Below are 16,452 nucleotides of genomic sequence, written 5' to 3' on the forward strand. Positions count from 1 at the left end.
AGCGCCTTGTTGTTCTGCCGGGCGCGACGCTCGCGCGCTCATCCGCGCACATGCCACTTCACGAAGAAGAACGGGGAAAGCAGCCACGGACACGTCGCATAGACGAACATTTTGACGCGAAAGCCGAAGTCCACGTCTTTCGACGCCATGACGAGCGCGAGCTTGCGCGCGAGCGAGCGCTCGCCGAACATCGCGCTGACATAGCTTTCGCGCGCGGACTTCTTCGCGAGCAGCGCGCGCATCGGGCCGCCGACGCCCACTTTCTCGGCATCGCTCACGAGCTGGCTCGTTTCGCCCGTACCGTTGACGTTCGCCAGCTTGATGCGCGCGACGAAATCCGCGGGCGTGCGCCATTTGCGCTTTCTCGACAGTCCGCCGCGCCGGTACTGCACGAGCGGTTCATGCAGCGTATGAGCGCCGTGACTCATGATCGCGCGAAACGTCATGATCTGGTCCTCACCGTAGATGCCGGGCGCGATCGGCCCGAATTCGTTGAAGAGACGCCGCGCCCAGGCATGCGCCGCGCCGACGACGTGCGGCCGGTTCCGCGACCAGTCTTCGAAGCTGCGGTAGCCGTCGAGGTCGGTCACGCGCAGCACGCCGTGCGCATTGCCGTCGGCGTCGATATCCTGCAGGTCCGTCGCGACGAGGTCGTAGCGCCTGTCGCTCGCGAGCCAGTCGCGCATCACGCGCTCGACGCGCTCGGGGCGGGAGATATCGTCTCCCGCCGCGATGAAGAGCATTTCCCCCGATGCGCGTGCCGCGAGCGCGCTCAGATGCGCGCTGATGCCGAGATTCTTCTCGTTGCGATAGAGGCGCACGGTGTGCGGGCCGCGATAATCGCGCACGCAGCGTTCGGCGACAGAGAAGGTGCCGTCGGCGGAGGCGTCGTCGGAAATGAGGATTTCGAGCGGCGTCCAGGTTTGGGCCAGCGCGCCGCGGATGGCGTCGGCGACGGTTTCTTCCTGATTGAACGTGATGAGCAGGAGGCTGGCGAGCGGTGCGTCCGGCTCTGTTTTAGGTGTCGCTGGCATTTCGGATTCACAACGCATGGAATGACCGGCATGCCTTCCCGGCGCGAGTCAGGCGTTCCGTGAGCGAAGAGCGTGCCAGGCGGCAACGGCTATAATATCGCGGGTTTTCGGGGCGCGCGACCGGAACGGCCGGTCGAACCCATGTCAGGTTCATCGATTTGGAAAAAATTCTGCGTTATGTCATCGCCGGCATGGTTTTGCTGGCGCCCGCGACCACACTGATCGTGCGCGGTGGAACCGGTTACTGCTTTTTCCTGTTGCTCGCTATTGCGCTCTTTGCCGGATTCAGCAAGCCGTTTCGGCTGAAGGGCCGTCTGCTCGTCACCGCTTATCCGTGGTACACCGCAGCCATGCTGTGCTTCATGGTTTATCTGCCGCTGCAACAGGCGATCGAAGGCTACTATCTGCCGCGTGAATTCGACGGCCTTTCTCGTCTGGCGCTGAGCCTGCCTATTTTTCTGCTGCTCGTGAATCTCCCGGTCCGCTACCTGAAGGCGCTCGGCTGGGGTTGCGCGCTGGGCGCGATCGGCGCGGGCCTCTGGGCCGTCGACAGCAACCTGCACATGACGATCAACGATCTCAATCGTCTCGGCAACGACTATACGAATCCGATTCCCTACGGCAATACGGCGCTCCTGCTCGGCTTTCTCTCAGTGATGACGATGCGCTGGGACGACTACCCCAACGTGCTCGTAAAACGCGTCGGTATTGCGATCAAGCTTCTGGGGCTCGCGGGCGGCGTGTATGCATCCTACTTGTCCGGCACGCGCGGCGGATGGCTCGCGATCCCGCTGTTCCTCGTGCTGTGCTCGCTCAATTTCGGCTGGATCAGGCGGCGGCGACATTGGCTCGCCGCGTTGCTGGTCGCGATCGTGGCGATGTCCGCCTTGCTCGCGTCGCCGCTCGGCCGCGAACGCGTGATGGCGACGCGCTCGGATCTCGTGATGCTTTCGGAAGGCTCGGGCGCCTACAGTTCCATCGGTGCACGTTTGCAGCTCTGGCGCGCGTCGATCCATCTGTTCGAGGCGCATCCGCTGCTGGGCGTCGGTAAGGGGCATCTGGAGGCGTCGCTGAAAGAGATGGCGAACAAGGGCGAAGTTCCGGGTTTCATCGTCAATCAGCGCGCGCATAGCGAGTTCTTTTCGACGATATCCGAACTCGGCGCGGTGGGCGTCGTCTGTCTGGCCTTGCTCTACTTCGGGCCGCTTCTGTATTTCGTGCGCTATCGGAAATCGCCGCAACGGGACGTTTCGACGGCCGCCTATTGCGGGATCGCGGTGTCGGGGTCGGTTATCATCTTCGGTTTGAGCATCGACGTGTTCACGGTGGTGATGAGCACGGCGCTCATCGCGCTTTTCTGGGCCGTGCTGCTCGCGGTCATCACACACGACACGCGCCAGCCGCAAGGCAACCCGGGCCGCGGTCCGATCGGCTGATCGGCGAGCCGTCCTGGCTGATGACGAAACCAACAAACCTTGCGCGACAGGCGATTCCGGCGCCGTGCGAAGTGGAGATACGCTCTTGAACAACCAGGCAAGTTTGCGCAAACCGATCGGCGGCGAGGAAAGCAGCTCGCCCATGGCCGTCATGAAACGGCTATGGCCGTATATCCGTCCGCTGCTCGGCATGGTGATGCTAGGCCTGCTGACGATGGGCATCGTCGCCGCGACCGAGGCCGGCATTCCGATGTTGCTCAAGCCGCTGCTCGACCATGGTTTCGGCTCGAAGAGCAGCGATCATGCGAAATGGCTCGTGCCCGCAGCGGTCATCGGCCTTGCGCTGGTGCGCGGCGGGGCACAATACGCATCGGGCTATTTTCTCTCCTACGTGACGAACAAGATCCTGCTGCAACTGCGGCTCGAAATGTTCCAGCGCATGATCCATACGAGCGCGGGCTTCTTTCAGCGCGAAACCGCGAGCACGGTCATCAACGCGATCGTCTTCGAGGTCAATCAGATCCTGAGCGTACTGCAGAGCGTGGTCGTGACGCTCGTGCGCGATTCGCTCACGGTCGTGTTCCTGCTCGGCTATCTGTTCATCCTCAACTGGCGGCTCACGCTGATCGTCGCGGTGATCCTGCCGGCGATCGGCTGGCTCGTCAGCAAGATCAACCGCCGGCTGCGGCGCCTGAATCGCGAGCATCAGTCGTTGACGAACGATCTGTCGTATATCGTCGAGGAGACGGTCGGCGGCTACAAAGTCGTCAAGGTGCACAACGGCGAGCCGTACGAAATCGACCGCTTCACGGAGATGAGCCAGCGGTTGCGCGGCTACTCGATGCGCATGCAAGTCTCGGGTGGTCTCGCGCAGCCGCTTACGCAGTTTCTCGCATCGATCGCGCTCGCCATCGTCATCACGATCGCGGTCGTACAATCGGCCAACGATCAGACGACGGTCGGCGGCTTCGTCGCGTTCGTCACGTCGATGCTGCTCGTGATCTCGCCGCTCAAGCATCTGATCGACATCAATCAGCCCTTGCAGCGCGGCATGACGGCGGCCGAGCTGATCTTCGGCCTGATCGACGAGCCGGCCGAGCCCGCTGGCGGCGGCCGGCCTCTCGAACGCGCGCGCGGCGAAGTCGAATTCCGCGACGTGTCGTTCAGCTATGGCTCGGTCGACCGGCCGACGCTCGATCGCGTGTCGTTCAAGGTCGCGCCGGGCGAGATGGTCGCGCTCGCGGGCCCCTCTGGTAGCGGCAAGACGACGCTCGTGAATCTACTGCCGCGCTTCTTCGATCCGCGCGCCGGCCAGTTGCTCGTCGATGGCGTGCCCATCAGCGAGTACAACCTGCACGACCTGCGCGGCCAGCTCGCGATGGTCAGCCAGGACGTCGTGCTCTTCAACGATACGATCGCCGCGAATGTCGCGTACGGGCAGACGCCGGACCCCGAACGCGTGATGTCGGCGCTGACGGCGGCGAATCTCGCGGATGTCGTCGCGTCCTTGCCGGACGGAATCAACACGCTCGTCGGCGGCAACGGCATGCGTCTGTCGGGCGGGCAGCGCCAGCGTCTCGCGATCGCGCGCGCGATCTACAAGGACGCGCCGATCCTGATTCTCGACGAGGCGACCTCGGCGCTGGACTCGGAATCGGAGCGGCACGTGCAGTCGGCGCTCGAGACGCTGATGAAAGGACGCACGACGCTCGTCATCGCGCACCGGCTGTCGACGATCGAGCGCGCCGACCGCATCCTCGTGATGGAAGCGGGGAAGATCGCGGAGCAGGGCAGTCATGCGGAGTTGCTGCGCAAGGACGGCTTGTACGCGCATCTGCATCGGATTCAGTATCAGCAGCAGGCGGCGTGAGGCAGTCGGCCTCGCTCGAATGACTCTGGGCGAGGCTACATCAACACGATGTCGTATTGCTCTTGCGACAAATTACTCTCTACCTGCAGCGAAACCGGCTTCCCGATGAAGTCCATCAGCATCGCCAGATGCTGCGATTCCTCTTCCAGAAACAGATCGATCACCTGCTGCGAAGCCACCACGCGAAACTCGCGCGGATTGAATTGCCGCGACTCGCGCATGATTTCGCGCAGCACGTCGTAGCAGACGGTGCGCGGCGTCTTCACCTGACCTTTGCCCTGACACACCGGACACGGCTCGCACAGCACGTGAGCCAGTGACTCGCGCGTGCGCTTTCGCGTCATCTCGACGAGCCCGAGCTGCGAAAAGCCGTTCACGGTCACGCGCGTTCTGTCGCGCGAGAGCGCCTTCTTCAGCTCGCCCAGCACCTGATCGCGATGCTCGACATTCTCCATGTCGATGAAATCGATGATGATGATCCCGCCGAGATTCCTCAAACGAAGTTGCCGCGCGATCGTATGCGCGGCTTCGAGATTGGTCTTGAAGATCGTGTCGTCGAAGTTGCGCGCGCCGACATACCCGCCCGTATTCACGTCGATGGTCGTCATCGCTTCGGTCTGGTCGATCATCAGATAGCCGCCCGACTTCAGATCGACGCGCCGCGACAGCGCCCGCTGAATCTCCGCCTCGATGTTGTACAGATCGAAGAGCGGCCGCTCGCCGGTGTAATGATGCAGACGCGACGCCACCGCCGGCGTGAACTCCGCGGCGAAATCCGCGAGCATTTGAAACGTCTCGCGCGAATCGACCTGAATACGCGTGGTTTCGTCGTTGACGAAATCGCGCAGCACGCGTTGCGCGAGGTTCAGATCCTGATAGAGCAGCGTGGTGGGTGGCACGCGCTGCGCTTGCGCGACGATCGTCGCCCAGGTCTTGCGCAAGTAGGCCACGTCGGCCGCGAGTTCTTCGCTCGTCGCGTCTTCGGCGATGGTCCGCACGATGTAGCCGCCTTTCTCGTCGGCGGGCAGGACGGCGGTCAGTCGCGCGCGCACGGCCTCGCGCTCCGCTTCGCTCTCGATCTTCTGGGAGATGCCGATATGCGGCTCCTGCGGCAGATACACCAGCGTGCGTCCCGCGATGCTCACCTGCGTCGACAGGCGCGCGCCCTTGGTGCCGATCGGGTCTTTCACGACCTGCACCATCAGCGACTGACCTTCGAAGACGATCTTTTCGATCGGCGTATGCGGCTGTGAGTTATGCGGCTCGCCCGCGATGCGCGGATGCCAGATATCCGCCACATGAAGAAACGCGGCGCGCTCGAGACCGATGTCGATGAACGCGGACTGCATGCCCGGCAGCACGCGCACGACCTTGCCGAGATAGACGTTGCCGACGCGCCCGCGCGAAAGCGTGCGCTCGACGTGAAGCTCCTGAACGGCGCCTTGCTGAACCAGTGCGACGCGGCTTTCCTGGGGTGTGACGTTGATCAGGATTTCTTCGTTCATGGCCTGTTTAGAATGCGACGCGCGCCAGGCGCAAGAGAGCAGCGGTTTCGAAAAGGGGCAGACCCATGATACCCGAATAGGACCCGTCGATTCGCTCGATGAACTCGGCCGCGCGGCCCTGAATGCCGTACGCGCCCGCCTTGCCGAGCGGCTCGCCCGATGCCGCGTAGCGTTGCAGCGCAGCACGGTCGACGTTCGAAAAACGCACTTGCGAGCGCGAGAGCGCGGGTTCCAGCAACGCGCCATCGGCATCGACGACGGCGAGCGCCGTCAGCACTTCATGCTCGCGGCCTGCGAGGCGTTCGAGCATCGCGACGGCGTCTTCTTCGTGAAGCGGCTTGCCGAGAATCAGCCCGTCGATGGTGACGGTCGTATCGGCGACGAGAATCGGCGCGGACGCGAAGCCGCCGGCGACCAATCGCGCGCGCGCGGCCTTTGCCTTTAACGCGCACACGCGCACGACGTACGCATCGGCGGCTTCGCCGGGCAACTCGGCTTCGAGCGCTTCGGCGTTTTCATCGGCACGGGGAAGAAGGAGTTCGAACTGCACGCCCAGTTGAAGAAGCAACTCCTGACGGCGCGGGCTTTGCGAGGCGAGATAAACGTAGGGATGAGTCGGCATCGTGACGTGGATTCGAATGACGCGCGGGGCATTCGATCCAGCGTCGAAGCACCCTCAAGCGCGATGATAGGGATGATTCTGCGTGATGCTCCACGCGCGGTAAAGCTGTTCGGCGAGCAGCACGCGCACCATGCCATGCGGCAACGTCAGGCTCGAAATGCGCAGCATCAGTTCCGCGCGCGATTTCACCTCCGGATGCAGCCCGTCCGCGCCGCCGATCACGAACGCGACGTCGCGCCCGTCCTGCTGCCAGCCGGGCAGGGCGTTCGCGAGTTGCATCGTGGTCCAGTCGCGGCCGCGTTCGTCGAGTGCGACCACGCGCGCGTTCTTCGGCAAGGCGGCTTCGATGCGCTGCTTTTCGGCCGCCATCACGCTCTCGGCATTGCGTCCCGACGAGCGCTGTTCCGGCTTGATCTCTTTGAGCTCGATGCGCAGTTCGGGCGGCATGCGCTTCGCGTATTCGTCGAAGCCATTCGTGATCCAGTCGGGCATCTTGTGTCCGACGGCGAGGATGACCAGCTTCATGAAACGAAGCGGTGTCAGTGCTTGCGCACGGTCTTCCGCGCGGGACGTTTGACGGCGGGCGCGTCGTCTTCGTCGTCCTCGTCTTCATCGGCGGTGACGCTCGCGCCGCCGAACATGTTCGGCCTTTGGAGCTTCACGCGCACGGGCTTGTCGCCCCAGACTTCCTCGAGGTTGTAGTACTGACGCAGAGCGGGTTGCAGGATGTGCACGACCGCGTCGCCGCAGTCGACCAGCACCCATTCGCCGATCTCTTCGCCTTCCGTGCTGACGATGTCGCCGCCCGCTTCCTTGACCTTCTCGCGCACGCTGTTGGCGAGCGCCTTGGTCTGGCGGTTGGACGTGCCGCTCGCCACGACCACGCGGTCGAACAGCGACGTCAGATGGGTCGTGTTGAACACTTTGATGTCTTGCGCCTTGACGTCTTCGAGACCGTCGATGATCGCGCGTTGCAGCTTCTGAAGTTCCATAGTTACGATGTCTGGTACAGGTGATGTTGAACAATATAGTCCCATACGGCGGATGGGACCTGCGCGCGGGCGTCGGTCGCACCGTTCATCGAACGCGCTTCTTCGCGGATCGCCGTGGCGGATACGTCGAGTAGCAGCATTTCGTCGATGTGCATGTGACCGTGCGGACTCCCGCGCAAAACGTCGGGCGATGCGCGGCGCGCTTCGAATTCGGCCGCGACCGGGGCGGGCAGCGTCGCGACGTCGAAGCCGGCGCGCGTTTCCACGCAAATATGCGCGTAGTCGAAGAGCCGCTTCCACTGATGCCACGAATCGAGCTTGACCAACTGGTCCGCGCCCATCAAGAGCGTGATCGACGCGTCCGCGCCTTCGCGCTCGCGCCAGTGCGCGAGCGTGTCGACGGTGTACGTGTCGCCGTGGCGGTCGATCTCATCGGTGGCGACGACGATCTGCACGCCATCGAGCGAAAGCGATGCCGCCGCCGCACGCGTCATCGCCAGCCGATGCTCCGGCGCCGATACGCCCGCCTTCTGCCACGGCTGTCCGGCGGGCAGCAGTACGAGCTCGGTCAGTTGCAGCAACTCGACGAAGCGCCGCGCGAGCGCGAGATGCCCGTTGTGGATCGGATCGAATGTGCCGCCGAGCAGGCCGACGCGCTTGGCGCAGGGCGTCACAGCCATTCCCGGCGCACCAGAAAGTCTTCGTACAGCCGCGCTTCCGGCGTGCCGGGCGCGGGCTTCCAGTCATAGCGCCAGTTCGCGACGGGCGGCATCGACATCAGAATCGATTCGGTGCGTCCGCCGCTTTGCAGGCCGAAGTGCGTGCCGCGGTCGAACACGAGATTGAACTCGACATAACGCCCGCGCCGATACGCCTGAAACTCGCGCTCGCGCTCCGTGTAGGGCGTGTCGCGGCGTCGTTCGATGACCGGCAGATACGCCTTCAGGAACGCATCGCCGACGCTTCGCATCATCGCGAACGAGCGCTCGAAACCCGGCTCCGAGAAATCGTCGAAGAAAATTCCGCCGATGCCGCGCTGCTCGTTGCGATGCTTCAAATAGAAGTACTCGTCGCACCAGGTCTTGAAACGCGGATACAACTCCGCGCCGAACGGATCGAGCGAATCGCGGCAAACCTGATGGAAATGCCGCGCGTCTTCCTCGTAGCCGTAGATCGGCGTGAGATCCATGCCGCCGCCGAACCAGAAGATCGGCGCTTCGCCGTCTTTGGTCGCCGTGAGCATACGCACGTTCATGTGCACGGTCGGGCAGTGCGGATTGCGCGGATGCATGACGAGCGAGACGCCGAGCGCCTCGAAACCGCGTCCGGCGAGTTGCGGACGCGCCGCGCTCGCCGAGGGCGGCAGCGCGTCGCCTTGCACATCCGAAAAGCCGATGCCGCCGCGCTCGAAAAACGCGCCGCCTTCGAGGATGCGCGTCACGCCGCCGCCGCGCAGATGCGCGCCGGGCTCGCGGGTCCAGGCGTCGGTAGCGAAGGCGGTGCCGTCGAAGGCGCCGAGCGCATCGGCGATGCGCGTCTGCAGGCCCCTCAGATAATCGCGAACGGCGGCGATATCGTGGGCTGCGTCGGATTGTGTGCGTTGTTCCGCGCTGCGGTTCGGTTCACTCATCGATTGCTGCGTGCGCCCCTGTGGGCGGCCTTGAATGGCAGGGGTTAACCCTTCGTATCGAAACTCTCAAAAGCACGCTGCCGGACACGAGGTCCGGCAGCGCGGGTGCTTGGGCGGCGTGCGCCGCGCCGTGTCAATGCTTGTCGCCGGGTTTTTCCGCCGTCTGCTTGCGATTCAGCGCGCGATAGCCGATGTCGCGCCGATACTGCATGCCGTCGAACGAGATCTGGTTGACTGTATCGTAGACCACGGATTGCGCGCCGCGCACGGAATCCGCCAGGCCGACGACGCACAGCACGCGCCCGCCCGAGGTCGTGAGCTTGCCGTCGGTGAGCGTCGTGCCGGCATGGAAAGTGACTGAATTCTCGGTTTCCGCGGGAATGCCGCTGATGCGGTCGTCCTTGCGCGGCGTATCCGGATAGTTATGGGCCGCGAGCACCACGCCGAGCGCGGTGCGGCGGTCCCAGTCCAGATCGACGGTGTCGAGCTTGCCGTCGATCGCCATTTCCACGACCTTCGAGAAATCGCCCTTCAGGCGCGCCATGATCGGCTGCGTCTCGGGGTCGCCCATGCGGCAGTTGAACTCGAGCGTTTTCGGATTGCCGTTCGCGTCGATCATCAGGCCGGCGTACAGGAAACCGGTAAAGCGGATGCCTTCGCTTTCCATGCCGCGCACCGTCGGCTGGATGATTTCGCGCATCACGCGCGCGTGCAGTTGCGGCGTGACGATCGGCGCGGGCGAGTACGCGCCCATGCCGCCGGTGTTCGGGCCCTTGTCGCCGTCGAGCAGGCGCTTGTGGTCCTGGCTCGACGCGAGCGGCAGGACGTGCTTGCCGTCGACCATCACGATGAAGCTCGCTTCCTCGCCCGCCAGAAACTCCTCGATCACCACGCGCGCGCCGGCGTCGCCGAGCTTGTTGTCGGCGAGCATCGAATCGACGGCGGCGTGCGCTTCTTCCAGCGTCATCGCGACGACGACGCCCTTGCCGGCGGCGAGGCCGTCCGCCTTGATGACGATCGGCGCGCCTTTGGCGTCGATGTAGGCGTGCGCGGCGGCGAGCTCGGAAAACGTCTCGTATTCGGCGGTCGGAATGTTGTGGCGCTTCATGAACGCCTTCGCGAAGTCCTTCGAGCTTTCGAGCTGCGCGGCTTCCCTGCTCGGGCCAAAGATTTTCAGCCCGCGCGAGCGGAACAGATTGACGATGCCCGCGGCGAGCGGCTGTTCCGGCCCTACGAGCGTGAACGCGACATGTTCCTTCTCGACGAAATCGGCGAGTTCCGCCGGATCCGTGATGTCGACGTTGCGCAGGCGCTCGTCCTGCGCGGTGCCGCCGTTGCCCGGCGCGACATAGACGATCTGCACGCGCGGCGATTGCGCGAGCTTCCAGGCCAGCGCATGTTCGCGGCCGCCGGAACCGACGACGAGTAACTTCATGTGAATCCCCGAAATCCTGACAAAAAGCGGCTTGAGAAAAAGCGGCGGGCGCATCGACCGTAAAGCGCGCGTATGACACTCGTCATGGCGTCGCGAAGGCGGCTCGCGCTGACATCGGCTGCGTCACGCGCCTTCCTCGGGCGATGCCGCGCCGCGAAGGCCGTGCGGCGCTGCTCCGGCATGGCAGCCGAAGCGAAAGATGTTCCATGCGAGGCCGCGGCGGACTTCGATGCCGCCGCGCCCCTGCGCTACGAAGCTCGGAAAGCTCAGTCTTCGTTGATCGCGGCGTTTGTATAGACTTCCTGCACGTCGTCGAGATTTTCGAGCGCGTCGAGCAGTTTTTGCATTTTCACTGCGTCGTCGCCGCTGAATTCGACTTCCGTCTGCGGTTTCATCGTCACTTCGGCGAGTTCCGCCTTGAAGCCCGCGGCTTCGAGCGCGTCCTTCACCTTCTGGAAATCGTTCGGCGGGCAGACCACTTCGATGCTGCCGTCCTCGTTCGTCACGACGTCGTCCGCGCCGGCTTCGAGCGCGGCGTCCATCAGCTTGTCTTCCGGCGTGCCGGGCGCGAACAGGAACTGGCCGACGTGATCGAACATGAACGACACCGACCCGTCCGTGCCCATGTTGCCGCCGAACTTCGAGAACGCGTGGCGCACTTCCGCGACGGTGCGGGTGCGGTTGTCCGTCATCGTGTCGACGATGATCGCCGCGCCGCCGATACCGTAGCCTTCGTAGCGGATTTCCTCGTAGTTCGCGCCATCGACGCCGCCGGTGCCGCGCTGGATCGCGCGGTTGATGTTGTCCTTCGGCATGTTGGCGTCGTAGGCCTTGTCGACGGCGAGGCGCAGGCGCGGGTTCGAATCGATCTCGCCGCCGCCCATGCGCGCCGCGACCTGGATTTCCTTGATGAGGCGCGTCCAGACCTTGCCTTTCTTCGCGTCGGCCGCGGCTTTCTTATGCTTGATGTTGGCCCATTTCGAATGACCCGCCATTACCTTTCTCCATCGCGCGCGGACCTGCCGGGCGCCTAGTGTGCTGTCGTGCTGAATGTGTCTGTCTGCCGCGCGCTGCTCGGCCGCGGTCGGGTTCGCTCGGGGATCGTTTCGATCCGGCCTGACCCGAATAGGAACAGACCGAAATTTTAGCATGGCGTCGTGCGCTCTCAATGCCGAGTGGCACGGGCCGGAACGCGAAAATCGGCGCAAACCGTGCGAAATTCCGTCGAATCGCGTGGAATTCGCGCGAACGAAGCCGTAAACGCAAACCGCCGCGCAGAATCGCGCGGCGGCTGGAATGGTTCCGGCGAACGCTTAATTCCTCGTGCCGAAGAGACGGTCGCCCGCGTCGCCGAGACCCGGAACGATATACGCATGCTCGTTCAGATGCGAATCGAGCGACGCGACATACAGCTTCACATCCGGATGCGCGTCCTGGAACACCTTCACGCCCTCGGGCGCGGCGACCAGTGCGACGAAAATGATGTTTTCGGCTTGCACGTTGCGGCGCTTCATCACGTCGACGGCGTGCACCGCCGAGTAGCCCGTCGCGACCATCGGATCGCACAGAATGAAGACGCGCTCTTCGAGATCGGGCGGCAGACGCACGAGATACTCGACCGGACGATGATCGTCCGCGCGATACACGCCGATATGCCCGACACGCGCCGAGGGCACGAGATCCAGCAGGCCGTCCGACATGCCGATGCCCGCGCGCAGCACCGGCACGATCGCGAGCTTCTTGCCGGCGATCACCGGCGCGTCGATCCCGACGAGCGGCGTTTCCACGCGCTTGGTCGTAAGCGGCAGATTGCGCGTGATTTCGTAGCCCATCAGCAGCGTGATTTCGCGCAGCAGCTCGCGGAACGTGCGCGTCGACGTGTCCTTGTCGCGCATGTGAGTGAGCTTGTGCTGGATCAGCGGATGATCGGTGATGAAGAGATTGGGAAAGCGGCTGTCTTGTTTCATGGGTCTCGCGCGCGGCGCGTCCTGCTCGTGTGATGTTCTGCCTCTGACGCTCGGGGAGCGGACAGTGGCGACAGTTTACCCAAAAGCCCGCGCACGCCTAAGAAGATTCGCGCGGGCCTTGGCGTTTCCGCCGCCGACGTTGCTGCCCCGATTCTTCTAGAATTGCGCGAAGACGTCACGATCTGTGACGAAAGACAACTGGAGGAAAGACGATGGATATGGGAATCGCGGGCCGCACCGCGTTGGTATGCGCGGCGAGCAAGGGCCTGGGACGCGGCTGCGCCGAAGCGCTCGCCGCCGAAGGCGTGAATCTCGTCATCACCGCGCGCACGGCGGAAACGCTCGAAGCGACGGCAGCGCACATCCGCTCGACTTACGGCGTCACCGTGACGACCGTCGCGGGCGACATCACGACGCCCGAAGGCCACGCCGCCGCGCTCGCCGCCTGTCCCGCGCCGGACATTCTCGTCAACAACGCGGGCGGGCCGCCGCCGGGCGACTTCCGCACCTTCACGCACGAGATGTGGATCAAGGCGCTCGAAGGCAACATGCTGACGCCGATCGAGCTCATCAAGGCGACCATCGACGGGATGATCGAGCGCGGCTTCGGGCGCGTCGTGAACATCACGAGTTCGTCGGTGAAGGCGCCGATCGACGTGTTGGGTCTCTCGAACGGCGCGCGCTCGGGCCTGACCGGTTTCGTCGCCGGCGTCGCGCGCAAGGTCGCATCGACGGGCGTCACGATCAACAATCTCCTGCCGGGCACGTTCGACACCGACCGTATCGCCGTGACGATGGAAGCGCAGGCGAAGGCGCAGAACATTTCGATCGACGAAATGCGGGCGCGCCGTGCGCAAAGCCTGCCCGCGGGCCGCTTCGGCACATCGGAGGAATTCGGCAAGGCATGCGCGTTCCTCTGCAGCGTGCATGCGGGCTACATCACCGGTCAGAATCTGCTGATCGACGGCGGCGCTTATCCCGGCACCTACTGAGACGGAGCCTCTGATGACCACACGCGTCGCGCTCATCGCGCACGACATGAAGAAGGACGACATCGTCACGCTGGCGGGCGAGTTCGTCGACACGCTCGCGCAATGCAATCTCGTCGCGACCGGCACGACCGGCGGACGCATCGCGGCGGCGCACGGGCTGGAGATCGAGCGCAAGCTGTCCGGCCCGCACGGCGGCGACCTGCAGATCGGCGCGGAACTGGCGGAAGGGCGCGTGAACATCGTGATCTTCCTGCGCGACCCGATGACGCCGCAGCCGCACGAGCCCGACATCAACGCGCTCGTGCGCGCCTGCGACGTGCACAACGTGCCGTGCGCGACCAACATCGCGACGGCGCGCATGATTCTCGACGACTTGCGTCTGCGCTTCGCGCGGGCGTCCTGAAGATCAAAGGAGACGAACGAGCGATGACCAAGGCAATCCGATTCGACAAGGCAGGCGGCCCCGAAGTCATGAAGTGGGTCGACGTGGACGTGGGCGCGCCGGGCAAGGGCGAAATCCGCGTGAAGCATCATGCGGTGGGCCTCAATTTCATCGACGTGTACTTTCGCACCGGCCTGTATCCGATGCCGCTGCCGGGCGGCCTCGGCATGGAAGCGGCCGGCGAGGTGACGGCGGTGGGCGAGGGCATCACGCAGTTCAAGCCGGGCGATCGCGTCGCCTATGCGTCGCGCCCGCCGGGCGCCTATGCGGAAGAGCGCGTGATGTCGGCGGATTACGTCGTCAAGCTGCCCGATTCGATCGGCTACGAAGATGCCGCGTCGATCATGCTGCAGGGTTTGACCGCGCAATATCTGCTGCGCCGGACGTATCGCGTGAAGGCGGGCGACACGGTGCTGATCCACGCGGCGGCGGGCGGCGTCGGCATGCTCGCGTGTCAGTGGGCGAAGGCGCTCGGCGCGACGGTGATCGGCACGGTCGGCTCCGACGAGAAAGCCGAGCTCGCGAAGGCGCACGGCTGCGATCATCCGATCGTCTACACGCGCGAGAATTTCACGCAGCGCGTGCGCGAGATCACGAACGGCGCGGGCGTGCCTGTCGTCTACGATTCGATCGGCAAGGACACGTATATCGCGTCGCTAGATTGCCTGTCGCCGCTTGGGCTTTTCGTGAGCTTCGGCAATTCGTCGGGCCCGTTGCCGCCGCTCGATTCGTCGGAGCTGGCCGGTCGCGGCTCGCTGTATTTCACGCGGCCGACGCTTTTCAGCTACATCGCCAAACGCAGCGATCTCGACACGATGGCGGCGGAACTGTTCGATGTCGTGTCGTCGGGGAAAGTGAAGACGAACGTGCGCCAGCGTTATCCGCTGTCGGAAGCGGCGCGCGCGCACGAAGACCTCGAAGCGCGCAGGACGACCGGCTCGACGATTCTTCTGCCGTGAAGCGACGCGAAACCGCGCGGACGGCTATCCGATGAGCGAGCCGTCCTTTACCGTCGTCCTGATCGAGGATGAGAAGCAGATTCGGCGCTTCGTGCGCGTGTCGCTCGAAGCGCAGGGCATGACGGTCCACGAAGCGGACACCGGTCAGAAAGGTCTCGTCGAAGCCGCGACGCGCAAGCCCGATCTCGTGATCGTCGATCTCGGCCTGCCGGACACCGACGGCATCGACGTGATCCGCGAACTGCGCGGCTGGACCGAGCTGCCGATCATCGTGCTGTCGGCGCGCACGCAGGAGGAGGAGAAAGTCGCCGCGCTCGATGCCGGCGCCGACGATTACCTCACGAAGCCCTTCGGCGTTTCCGAGCTGATGGCGCGGATTCGCGCGCATTTGCGGCGGCGCAATCAGGCGTCCGCGAGCGAGACGCCGGTCGTGACTTTCGGCGATGTGACCGTCGATCTCGCGCTGCGCCGCGTCACGAAGCACGCCGAAAACGTGCATCTGACGCCGATCGAATACCGGCTGCTATCGACGCTCGTGCGTCACGCGGGGCGAGTGCTGACGCATCGGCAATTGCTGGTGGAAGTGTGGGGGCCGTCGCATGTCGAAAGCCCGCATTATCTGCGCATTTACATGGCGCATCTGCGGCAGAAGCTGGAGCGCGATCCCGCGCAGCCGGAACATATCGTGACGGAGACGGGCGTGGGTTACAGGCTCGTCGGCGTGGCGTGACGGACCGCGCTGAGCGAAGCGAGCGCGGTATCGATCGGCACGTCGCCGCCGACGAACGCGATCAATCGGTCGCGGATGCCGAGCGTCACACATCGCACGGCGATGCGCGCGACGTCGGCGCGTGCGACTTCGGGCGTGTGTTCAGTGAGTTCGTCGGCGAGCGCGATGGTCCCGCGCGGCGGCGCGTCCGATAAAGGCCCTGGCCGAAGAACCGCGAACGGCACACCGCGATGCGCGACGTATTCGTCGGCTTCGCGCTTCATCCGCGAGTAATGGCGCAATGCAAAACTGCTTCGCGCCGGATGACGTGCGGATAGCGCGCTCACGACGACGAGCTGCTGCACGCGGCGGCGCCTGGCGTAATCGGCGGTGCGCATGACGGCATCGCGATCGATCGCGCGTTCCTCGTTGACGCCTTCGTTGTCCGCCGATCCGGCTGCGTAGATCACATGCGTGATGTCATCGAAGGCGTGAGAAAAGTCGTTGGTGAGATCGCCTAGCAGGATTTCGGCGCCCATCGCCGCGAACTCGCTCTTGTGCGCGGATTTGCGCAGCATTGCGCGGAATGGCATGGCTTGCCGATGCAATCGCTCGGCGATGAGGCGGCCCGTGCGGCCGTGGGCGCCGATCAGCAGAACCTTCAGCGAGTTCATGTGCGGAAGTCTCCTTTGCTTGCGGTTCCTTTTTTGGTCGGTGGCTTCGGCTTTCGCCGGATCCCGGTTTCGTGTCGGTCTATTAACGTTGCCCCTGTGCGGGGCGGCACCTACTTTCTTTGCTGCTGCAAAGAAAGTAGGCAAAGAAAGCAGCTTTTCAGGCCCGCGGTCACACGCAATTTGGG

Annotated in this window: 17 protein-coding genes; 6 read left to right on the forward strand and 11 right to left on the reverse strand. The window is 64.3% G+C overall.

Going from position 1 to position 16,452, the window contains the following annotated elements; all coding sequences use genetic code 11:
• Window positions 1-38: 38 nt before the first annotated feature.
• The gene (locus QCE58_RS05710) at window positions 39-1,034 is read right to left on the reverse strand and encodes a glycosyltransferase (protein ID WP_033536667.1); all 996 of its coding nucleotides are present in this window, start codon (window positions 1,032-1,034) and stop codon (window positions 39-41) included.
• A gap of 158 nt (window positions 1,035-1,192) precedes the next feature.
• Between QCE58_RS05710 and QCE58_RS05715 the strand changes: the two genes are divergently transcribed.
• Together QCE58_RS05715 and msbA are read left to right on the forward strand one after the other, a co-directional pair.
• A complete protein-coding gene (locus QCE58_RS05715) occupies window positions 1,193-2,470 on the forward strand; it encodes an O-antigen ligase (protein ID WP_250434310.1) in 1,278 nt (425 codons plus the stop codon).
• A gap of 142 nt (window positions 2,471-2,612) precedes the next feature.
• Window positions 2,613-4,340, forward strand: a complete 1,728-nt coding sequence (gene msbA / locus QCE58_RS05720; protein ID WP_409014094.1) for a lipid A export permease/ATP-binding protein MsbA — start codon at window positions 2,613-2,615, stop codon at window positions 4,338-4,340.
• 35 nt (window positions 4,341-4,375) lie between these two features.
• Here msbA and rng read toward each other — a convergent pair whose 3' ends face one another.
• From rng to upp, 9 genes are all read right to left on the reverse strand, one after another.
• Window positions 4,376-5,845, reverse strand: a complete 1,470-nt coding sequence (rng, locus tag QCE58_RS05725; protein WP_008350634.1) for a ribonuclease G — start codon at window positions 5,843-5,845, stop codon at window positions 4,376-4,378.
• Between the two features lie 7 nt (window positions 5,846-5,852).
• Window positions 5,853-6,467 (reverse strand): nucleoside triphosphate pyrophosphatase, encoded by a 615-nt coding sequence (locus QCE58_RS05730; protein ID WP_250496737.1) that lies wholly within the window; start codon window positions 6,465-6,467, stop codon window positions 5,853-5,855.
• A 54-nt stretch (window positions 6,468-6,521) separates the two neighbouring features.
• Window positions 6,522-6,992, reverse strand: coding sequence for a 23S rRNA (pseudouridine(1915)-N(3))-methyltransferase RlmH (gene rlmH, locus QCE58_RS05735; protein WP_008350632.1), 471 nt, complete (start codon window positions 6,990-6,992; stop codon window positions 6,522-6,524).
• 14 nt (window positions 6,993-7,006) lie between these two features.
• Window positions 7,007-7,459 carry a ribosome silencing factor gene (gene rsfS / locus QCE58_RS05740; protein WP_008350631.1) on the reverse strand — a complete coding sequence of 151 codons (453 nt, stop codon included), beginning with the start codon at window positions 7,457-7,459 and terminating at the stop codon, window positions 7,007-7,009.
• Between the two features lie 2 nt (window positions 7,460-7,461).
• Entirely contained in the window at window positions 7,462-8,139 is a 678-nt protein-coding gene (locus tag QCE58_RS05745; protein WP_008350630.1) for a nicotinate-nucleotide adenylyltransferase, read from the reverse strand.
• Window positions 8,130-9,089 carry an oxygen-dependent coproporphyrinogen oxidase gene (hemF, locus tag QCE58_RS05750; RefSeq protein WP_034471227.1) on the reverse strand — a complete coding sequence of 320 codons (960 nt, stop codon included), beginning with the start codon at window positions 9,087-9,089 and terminating at the stop codon, window positions 8,130-8,132. Before hemF ends, QCE58_RS05745 begins: the two co-directional genes overlap by 10 nt.
• A gap of 133 nt (window positions 9,090-9,222) precedes the next feature.
• Window positions 9,223-10,524, reverse strand: coding sequence for a phosphoribosylamine--glycine ligase (purD, locus tag QCE58_RS05755; RefSeq protein WP_250521014.1), 1,302 nt, complete (start codon window positions 10,522-10,524; stop codon window positions 9,223-9,225).
• A gap of 266 nt (window positions 10,525-10,790) precedes the next feature.
• A complete protein-coding gene (locus QCE58_RS05760) occupies window positions 10,791-11,519 on the reverse strand; it encodes a YebC/PmpR family DNA-binding transcriptional regulator (protein WP_008350627.1) in 729 nt (242 codons plus the stop codon).
• A gap of 318 nt (window positions 11,520-11,837) precedes the next feature.
• Window positions 11,838-12,491, reverse strand: a complete 654-nt coding sequence (gene upp, locus QCE58_RS05765; protein WP_008350624.1) for a uracil phosphoribosyltransferase — start codon at window positions 12,489-12,491, stop codon at window positions 11,838-11,840.
• 212 nt (window positions 12,492-12,703) lie between these two features.
• Between upp and QCE58_RS05770 the strand changes: the two genes are divergently transcribed.
• The 4 genes from QCE58_RS05770 to kdpE are packed head-to-tail and all read left to right on the forward strand — an operon-like array spanning window position 12,704 to window position 15,614.
• Window positions 12,704-13,483: an SDR family oxidoreductase gene (locus tag QCE58_RS05770; RefSeq protein ID WP_008350622.1), complete on the forward strand. Its 780-nt coding sequence runs from the start codon at window positions 12,704-12,706 to the stop codon at window positions 13,481-13,483.
• Window positions 13,484-13,496: 13 nt separating this feature from the next.
• Complete coding sequence (locus QCE58_RS05775) at window positions 13,497-13,886, forward strand: methylglyoxal synthase (protein ID WP_008350620.1); 390 nt, start codon at window positions 13,497-13,499, stop codon at window positions 13,884-13,886.
• A 23-nt stretch (window positions 13,887-13,909) separates the two neighbouring features.
• Window positions 13,910-14,884: a quinone oxidoreductase gene (locus QCE58_RS05780; RefSeq protein WP_008350618.1), complete on the forward strand. Its 975-nt coding sequence runs from the start codon at window positions 13,910-13,912 to the stop codon at window positions 14,882-14,884.
• A gap of 31 nt (window positions 14,885-14,915) precedes the next feature.
• Window positions 14,916-15,614 carry a two-component system response regulator KdpE gene (gene kdpE, locus QCE58_RS05785; protein WP_008350616.1) on the forward strand — a complete coding sequence of 233 codons (699 nt, stop codon included), beginning with the start codon at window positions 14,916-14,918 and terminating at the stop codon, window positions 15,612-15,614.
• Here the strand turns inward: kdpE and QCE58_RS05790 are convergent.
• Entirely contained in the window at window positions 15,590-16,267 is a 678-nt protein-coding gene (locus QCE58_RS05790; protein ID WP_250480416.1) for an SDR family oxidoreductase, read from the reverse strand. The two genes, kdpE and QCE58_RS05790, sit on opposite strands and share 25 nt — an antisense overlap.
• Window positions 16,268-16,452 lie beyond the last annotated feature (185 nt).

Origin of the sequence: Caballeronia sp. LZ028 (assembly GCF_031451415.1) — a bacterium.
Lineage (GTDB): Bacteria > Pseudomonadota > Gammaproteobacteria > Burkholderiales > Burkholderiaceae > Caballeronia > Caballeronia zhejiangensis.